Annotated in this window: 6 protein-coding genes and 1 pseudogene; 3 read left to right on the top strand and 4 right to left on the bottom strand. The window is 56.0% G+C overall.

The features are described from left to right. Positions 1 to 251: 251 nt before the first annotated feature. A pseudogene (locus tag IYY11_RS00235) lies at positions 252 to 561 on the bottom strand (transposase); the annotation flags it as partial. 181 nt (positions 562 to 742) lie between these two features. Next, positions 743 to 964 (bottom strand): hypothetical protein, encoded by a 222-nt coding sequence (locus IYY11_RS00230; protein ID WP_196402289.1) that lies wholly within the window; start codon positions 962 to 964, stop codon positions 743 to 745. A 213-nt stretch (positions 965 to 1,177) separates the two neighbouring features. Here IYY11_RS00230 and IYY11_RS00225 point away from each other — a divergent pair, with 213 nt between their 5' ends. Together IYY11_RS00225 and IYY11_RS00220 are read left to right on the top strand one after the other, a co-directional pair. Next, complete coding sequence (locus tag IYY11_RS00225) at positions 1,178 to 2,275, top strand: hypothetical protein (protein ID WP_196402288.1); 1,098 nt, start codon at positions 1,178 to 1,180, stop codon at positions 2,273 to 2,275. Between the two features lie 205 nt (positions 2,276 to 2,480). Beyond that, on the top strand, positions 2,481 to 3,665 hold the full coding sequence (locus IYY11_RS00220; RefSeq protein ID WP_196402287.1) for a nucleotidyltransferase family protein: 1,185 nt from the start codon (positions 2,481 to 2,483) through the stop codon (positions 3,663 to 3,665). Positions 3,666 to 3,678: 13 nt separating this feature from the next. Here IYY11_RS00220 and IYY11_RS00215 read toward each other — a convergent pair whose 3' ends face one another. After that, positions 3,679 to 4,449 (bottom strand): YdcF family protein, encoded by a 771-nt coding sequence (locus tag IYY11_RS00215; protein ID WP_196402286.1) that lies wholly within the window; start codon positions 4,447 to 4,449, stop codon positions 3,679 to 3,681. A 1,031-nt stretch (positions 4,450 to 5,480) separates the two neighbouring features. Here IYY11_RS00215 and IYY11_RS00210 point away from each other — a divergent pair. Continuing rightward, entirely contained in the window at positions 5,481 to 6,212 is a 732-nt protein-coding gene (locus tag IYY11_RS00210; protein WP_196402285.1) for a YdcF family protein, read from the top strand. Positions 6,213 to 6,445: 233 nt separating this feature from the next. On the opposite strand, the gene IYY11_RS00205 is transcribed toward IYY11_RS00210, so the two are convergent. Then, positions 6,446 to 7,013: IS630 family transposase (locus IYY11_RS00205; protein WP_196402284.1), on the bottom strand; the 568-nt coding region annotated here is incomplete at its 5' end.

The following is a 7,013-nucleotide window of genomic DNA, read 5'->3' as shown; positions in this document are numbered from 1 at the left end:
TCGCGCTGGCGACGTGAGCCTTCGCCTCGTCGGCGTGAAGCGCAACGAGAGGACCAAGGCTGATGCGGGCGAAAGCGATTGCGGAACTCATGACGTGTCACAGTGAAAGGGGCGCGGTCTGAAGGGCGGCGTGACGCGGATGCGGCGCATGAGCGCGCCGCAGTCGGGACACAGCGAGGCGGCGCCGATTTTGGCGGTGGGCGCGTCCTCGCAGGCGGGGGCAGTCGGTTCTTCGACAGGATGATTTGCGGCGGCGAGCTTGCGGCAGAGTTCGAGTCTTTCGGCGCGGTCTCCCCTGGCCAGGAGGCCGTAGTGACGAATGCGATGGAAGCCGCCGGGGAGGACATGCAGCAGAAAGCGGCGCATGAACTCCTCCGGCTTAAGCCGCATGATCTTCCGGCGCCCGTTGCGCCGATAGTCCTTGTAGGTGAACGCGATCTCGTCGTCGCTGATGGCTACGAGCCTTGAGTTGGCGATCGCCGCGCGATGCGTGTAGCGGGCGAGATAGGCAAGGACCTGCTCGGGGCCGCCGAAGGGAGGCTTGGCGTAAACGACCCAGTCTGGCCAACTCATGCCGTCTGTCAGATCAAATATCAACTTGTACAGGTCATGTCCTCGAGCATGCGACGGCGCAGAGGGCTCATCTCGGCCATCTGGAAACCTCCTGTTTGAGAGTGGGCTGCAACACCCAAATCCTCTCAGACAGGAGGCCAATCACCAGACATCGCCGCACCCGCCGCGATCAGCGGCTTCGTTCAATCAGCACCCAGCGATGCGCCTTGCGCCGTTCGCCCCGCTCGTGACGCTCGCCGCAGACCGCCGCCGCATCCTGCTCCATCATCTCGTTCAACGCCTCGACCCCGGCGGCAAGGCAGAACCGCTCGAAGCTCGCCGACATGCTCGCCAGCGCTTCGGCTTTCAGCGCATGCGTGGGAATCGCCGTCGATGTGGTATGTTCCTGCATGGCGTCGCTTTCCTTTCGTGGAATCAGCACCCCGAGCCTAACGGCTCAAGGCGAGCAACGCCGCTCCTCCATTTTCAACATTCTTCGGGACATCCCCGAGAACCACAGCGCAAGGGCTTTGTTTAAAGGTTAAAGCACAAGATAAGGCATATACGATATTTCAATGGCTATGAGGCCGAGACATCGCAAGTCGCCAACAATGGGACAAAACCCTTGCCCGACTTTTATAACTTAAGCAACATTCCACCTCTCCAGGCGGCTCGGTGGATTATAAAGCAAGATCCACATGTCTCATTCTTGATCATTATCTTGATTTTTGTTTTCAGGTCAGGGATTGGATTTGACTACGGCGCAGATGGCGATGTAATTGCAATAGCCGAAGCCTTCCCGACGCCGCTGGCTGATTACAAGGGTCTTTCCATCATTAGCCCTATTATTGCCCATTACGTTGGAGCACACACAGAATTTGAATGGTGTATCCTACATATTATTTTGGTTTGCGTCATTTTCTATTTAGCCTGGCGCCTTGTTCAACGCCAGTTTCTTGAAGCTTCGACGCGGCAATTTATTTGGATCGCACTTTGTGGGTCCGGGGCTGGGGTGGTGGCCATTGGCAAAATTGGTCATTACGACATTTGGATGTTTGCAGCCTCCATGCTTCTTCTCTTCGATAGAAACTGGCGTGGAGCCGTTCTTTCAGGGCTTTTGTTTGGTTTTACGAACGTCGAACAGGGTCTGGTTGCGCTTGCTGCTTTAGCGATATGCGCATACGCTATCGACAGGGAGTTTATCAAGATAATATGCTTATCGGTATTGTCTATGTTATTTGCGCGAGCCATTCTGCAGTTATGGTATCTACACAATAACGTTGACGTTCACACGAGAGCTAGCCTTGTTATCGGTTGGCTACGTCTCTCATTAAGGGGCTTCTTGCAAGCTTGGCCAGTTCAGATTTATAGCTGGTTTTCAGCTTCGTGGATATTAGTTTTATACATGATTTTCATTGGTGGCCGTGCTACTCGTGCCTTAATAGCCAGTGGCGCTATTGTGCTACCCGCGCTAGCAACATCAATTACTGCAGATGGCACAAGGGTGTTCGCCGTGACATCCTTTCCTTCCTTCTTACTCCTGATCAGATATATGAGTGCCGACAAAAGCATGGAGGCAGTTCGTGTACACCTTGCTATATTTATACTTTCAGTGATGCTGATATCACCGGGTATCATGACCTGGGTCGGGGGCTCTGTTGCGCGGCCGTACGCACAGTTACTTGATATCATGCTGACGTTGGGGGGCCGGGTTGGACACTGACGCAAAGTGCAACACCCTGGTTCTTTGATTTCCAAGCCGGAATGTCTCCAATGGCGCTCGAACCCAACCAGTTCTCCCGGCTTAATCTTGGCTTTGCCACCTCGATCAGAGCGCGACTTTGCATTAAACTTTCGAACGCGCCGAACCAGAAAGGCCGAGAGGTCATGACCAGCGACCTGGGACAAAACTCTCTGCGGAGCCTCTAATGTCGGCTATTGACGAACTTATCTGCGCGGCTGTCCGTGGCGATGATCCTCCTTGGCCCATCCAAGGCGACGGCGAAGATGTGGCGCGTTTTCTTATTAGAAGCGCCTATCATGGAGTCCAGCCGCTGCTCCACCGAAGCATGCAAATGTCAGGCGAGAGGAGATCTTCCTGGCCGAAAGATATATTAGATTCATGCCGAAATGCGACTGTTGCCCAAACCGTGAGAGAGGTGGGCCGCCAGGCTATTTTGAAGCGCGCTCTGTCCCGACTCTCCGAGATTGGCGTGCGCCCGATATTGTTCAAGGGGACCGCGCTGGCCTATGATGTCTACCCTTCTCCATCTTTGCGAACTCGGGGCGATACCGACCTACTCATTCCGGATGACGCCCGCAATCAAGTTTGCGAAGCACTTGAAGGCCTCGGCTTTGCGTGCGAATTTGGTCAAAGAGGAGAATTCGTTAGCCAAACTGCGGTCTACACACTCCAGGACCCAAATCTCGGCGAACACCAGTTGGATATTCATTGGCGAATCAGCAATGCCGTCGTATTGTCCAAGCTCTTTTCTTACAACGAATTGTTTTCTGTGGCCAAACCGCTGCCAATGCTAAGCTCGCACGCCTTTGCGGTTGACCACGTCGATGCAATACTTATTGCTTGCATGCACAGAGCTGCCCACAAGCAAGCTCCTTATTTCGTCAACGACGTTGAGTATTATGGCGGAGATCGCCTAATTTGGCTCTATGATATTCACCTTCTTATGAGCAAATTAACGCAATTTCAGCAAGACCGCTTTGTACATATGGCATCAGAAAAAGGTCTTCGGGAAATCTGCTCAGAAGCCATTGAGCAATCTATCGCTTGTTTCCACACCTCCGTTCCGGAGCAAATGCGAAAGGCGCTTATTGAACAAGGGCAGGGTGGGAAAGCTTCGCGCTTTTTAAATGGATCAGTAACGTATCAATACTACGCTAATTTCATGGCGGTAGAAGGCGCAGGCAACAAGCTAAGCTTTCTTGCTGGGCTCCTCTTCCCACCGGCAAAGTATATGCGGCGAGTGTATTATAACGTGAAGCCGGACTTCTTGGCGTGGCTCTATTTGCGTCGAATTGGTATTGAAGTTTTCAAACGATTGCGTCGCTCAATTGCGGCCGGGCATGCCGGGCCTCGCAAGTCCGAACAGTAGCTTGATGTAAGCGCTATGGCGATGGAACAAGCGTGTCGGTCTTTCCAGAGAGGCGATAGGCGATTAAACCAATCCATTCGTGAGCCGCGGTCTCGACGAGTCCCAGGCCCTTGGAAGGGGACGCCGGTCGATGCCACTTCCCGGCCTCTCTCGACGTGCGGTAGTCAACGGGATAAGCAATGACAGGAAAGCCAATATGGCGGAATACGCCAACGGAACGGGGCATGTGTGTCGCCGAGGTGACGAGCAACCAACGCTCTCCCGGCTTTGGCTTGACAAGGTCTTTGGTGAAGACGGCATTTTCGTACGTATCATTGGAATTTTCTTCATATAGCACGTCGCCTTGATCCAGACCCACGCGCTTCCAAAAATCTCGCACCTGCATCGTCTCGCGTGCATGCGAGGTGAAGACAAGGCGAGCGTTCGGAAATTGGCGCTTGAGTTCAATAGGCATGGTCAGGCGCTCGGCCGATTCGTTGAACGTCAAATGGCCGCGTAGACCACTCTGATTTTCTCCGGCCGCGCCTCCAAGTACGATAATGCCGTCTGGAAGAATCATGTCATCGGGTGGCGGCGGGAACCGCGACTCAAGCGGCGCCGCGAGCAGGTGGCCGAGGGGCCCGAAGGCCGCGAGCGCCAGCAGCAAAAATGTCGCCGATGCTATCCACCGGCCCCAACGAGAGTAATTGCGCGTGAATGTAAGCGCCGCGCCGAGGGCGCCGATAAACAGCAAGAGCACAGTGGGCGAAGCAAGAAACTTGATTATTGCGTAATTGAAGGGCAAGCCGGGTCTCGCTAAGGTGGTCGGCGGCGCGGACCAATGACGCTTTATTTAGCGCAGGGGCAGGTGGGCCGCAAACGCCGGTTGTGATCGGCGCGGCGGCTTAAGCGCGATAATGCCGAACCCCGCGCCAGGAGACGAAGAGCGGCTCGAGAAGATCGGTTAGGCCAATTCGAATGCTGGGGTCGCGTCCAACGGCACGGTCGTGTTGTCATCATCATGCGCGCGGGCGGCGGCAAAGACGTGATCGCGAACGAGATCGGAAAGCAGACTCCGCAGCAGGGAAGCCGCCGACCTGATCAACGAGCGCCGAATGCACGCCCTCATACGCGCGCGCCGATTGCGGCGTCAGTGGCGGATCCTGCCTACACATCTCAAAGCGCCGTCGCAACGAGATTTCGCCCCGTTCCGCAAAGCCGCGATTTGAGGTGAGGATCATAGCGCCCTTTTGCGGCGCCATCTGGCATAATCTGTCGCCGTTGTTGACACGGCGTCCGGTCAATCCGGAACAGGCCGCAAGGCTTCCCGTAAGTAGGTCTCGAAAGAAGCGAAAAGACGTTTGCACGGCGGCCGGGTTCTGTAGCTGGCCGCAGTCAGCCCGGCGGCGATGCGCGTGCGCCGTATTGCGGTGAATGCCTAGTTGGCGCACGGAGACGCCCTGACGATGTAGTTTCAGGATCATGACGAGTTCCCAAAGTTGGATCGCTTGGCCCAGCCTTCCAAGGAATGCCCCGGAAGGCTGGGCGCCAGAAAACTCGCACTGAGGAGTTTACGTCCGGCGCTCACAGGCAACTCACCGACGTTCTGGATGGAAAACTGTTGCGATGAGAGCAAGAAACCCCGACGTGCTCTGCCGCACCTTGATTTGCTTGAAAAGCAACGGGGACGACGATATCTGCTGCCTTCTCTCTTCGTCTGATCGTCGCGCTGCGGCTTCTCACGCTCGCCCACTGTATGTTGGGCTCGTGCGTACGATTAATTTGCATATATTGAAAGGGGCAGAGATAAACTGTCCGTCACGCCTAGGACAGCTCATGCCCGAATTGTGGATGGAGCGTTGGTTGCAAAGACGACATGGTGCTAACGGTCCATTGAAATTACTGCTGCGGGCCACGCCTCGCATTTTGGCTGGCGGAATAATTGCCGTCGTGGCCGTCAGTTTTATGGCCTTCGACGCTTTTAGCTTACCGTCCCGGAAGACAGTGCGCAGCGCATCTGCGGCCGTAATATTCACAGGCCAGTTCGAGCGGGTGGACGCCGGTCTCCGTCTCCTAGAAGCCAAAGACGTGCCTCGCCTCTATATTTCCGGGGTAAATGCGGGTGCTGGCATCTTGCTGGCCAATTTCGTCAATCAGTTCTCGACTCGAAATCCCGAGATTGTAGACCTACGGCAACTCGTCCAATGCTGCGTGGAGTTGGGCGAGCATGCGAACAATACGCTCCAGAACGCGCGTGACGCCCAATGCTGGGTTGAGCGTCGCGGCGTAACCGGGCCTTTGCTGTTGATCACATCCGAACAGCATATGGCGCGAGCAATGGCTGCGCTTTCTGGAACGCTCCCCAGTTTCAGGATCATTCCTTACCCAGTCCACGATTCGAGCCAGCCTTTGGTCGGCTCCGCGAGGTTGAGGGGATATTTTGCAGTCGTTGCGACGTTCGTTGCCGTTCGATTGCCCTTGTTGGGAATGGCTCGACAAATTTATGGACCGTTTGCCGAGGGATGCCGATCTTCTGATCAGAACGTCGCAGGCACAGGAACCCGGTAGTCATCACCCTGTCGGCATAGCCAGCGTCTTTTCACCCTTGATCGCGGCCAAGGCCACTTTCGCTTTGAACGCCGGAGAATGCGTCCGACGGCGTCGCTTGGTCATCCAATGCTCCTGATTCGCAACGAGAATCCTCGCCGCGGTCAGGCAGAAAATCCACTCAAGCTACTGTCCGAATTTGCGAGGCCAGCTCTGTCGTCGCCATGCAGGCGTTCGGCGGCTAATACCAACGGTCATAACGCCTGACCTATATGCGCCCAGTCGCGCATTCCGATTGAAGCAATGGTCTTTGGCTGATCGGTGAGCTTTCGCCATGCGTCGCAGGCGGCGTCGATGATAGCGTCGTAGTTCTCGAAGACGCGGTTGGAGAGCCAGTTCTGACGCAGATACTGCCAGACGTTCTCGACCGGGTTCAGCTCTGGCGCGCGCGACGGCAACAGGATCGGCGTGATGTTTTTGGGCATGACGAGCTTTGCCGTCGTGTGCCAGCCGGCGCGGTCGAGCAGCAGGACGGCGTGTGCGCCCTTTTCGACATGGCGCGAGATTTCGTCGAGATGGAGCTGCATCATTTCGGTGTCGACGTAGGGGAGCGCCAGCGCCGCGCCCTTGCCCTTCGCCGGACAGATTGCGCCAAAGAGATAAGCGTTTGCGTAGCGCTGATCAGCGGGCTGACGCGGACGCGTTCCACGCCGCGCCCATTGTCGCACGAGGCCGTTCTTCTGGCCGATGCGGGCTTCGTCCTGGAACCAGATTTCGACGGGCGTTCGCGGGGGCAGATCGGCCAGATGCGCCTTCAGCGTC

Origin of the sequence: Methylocystis sp. H62, assembly GCF_015709515.1 — a bacterium.
In the GTDB taxonomy this organism is placed as follows: domain Bacteria; phylum Pseudomonadota; class Alphaproteobacteria; order Rhizobiales; family Beijerinckiaceae; genus Methylocystis.
Note: the sequence above shows the minus strand (reverse complement) of the source record. Positions and strands in the feature narration are given on the sequence as shown.

Excerpts from the sequence above, each read along its gene's own strand:
- IYY11_RS00230 (WP_196402289.1), bottom strand. The coding sequence starts at position 964 with ATGCAGGAACATACCACATCGACGGCGATTCCCACGCATGCGCTGAAA.
- IYY11_RS00210 (WP_196402285.1), top strand. The coding sequence starts at position 5,481 with ATGCCCGAATTGTGGATGGAGCGTTGGTTGCAAAGACGACATGGTGCT.
- IYY11_RS00220 (WP_196402287.1), top strand. The coding sequence starts at position 2,481 with ATGTCGGCTATTGACGAACTTATCTGCGCGGCTGTCCGTGGCGATGAT.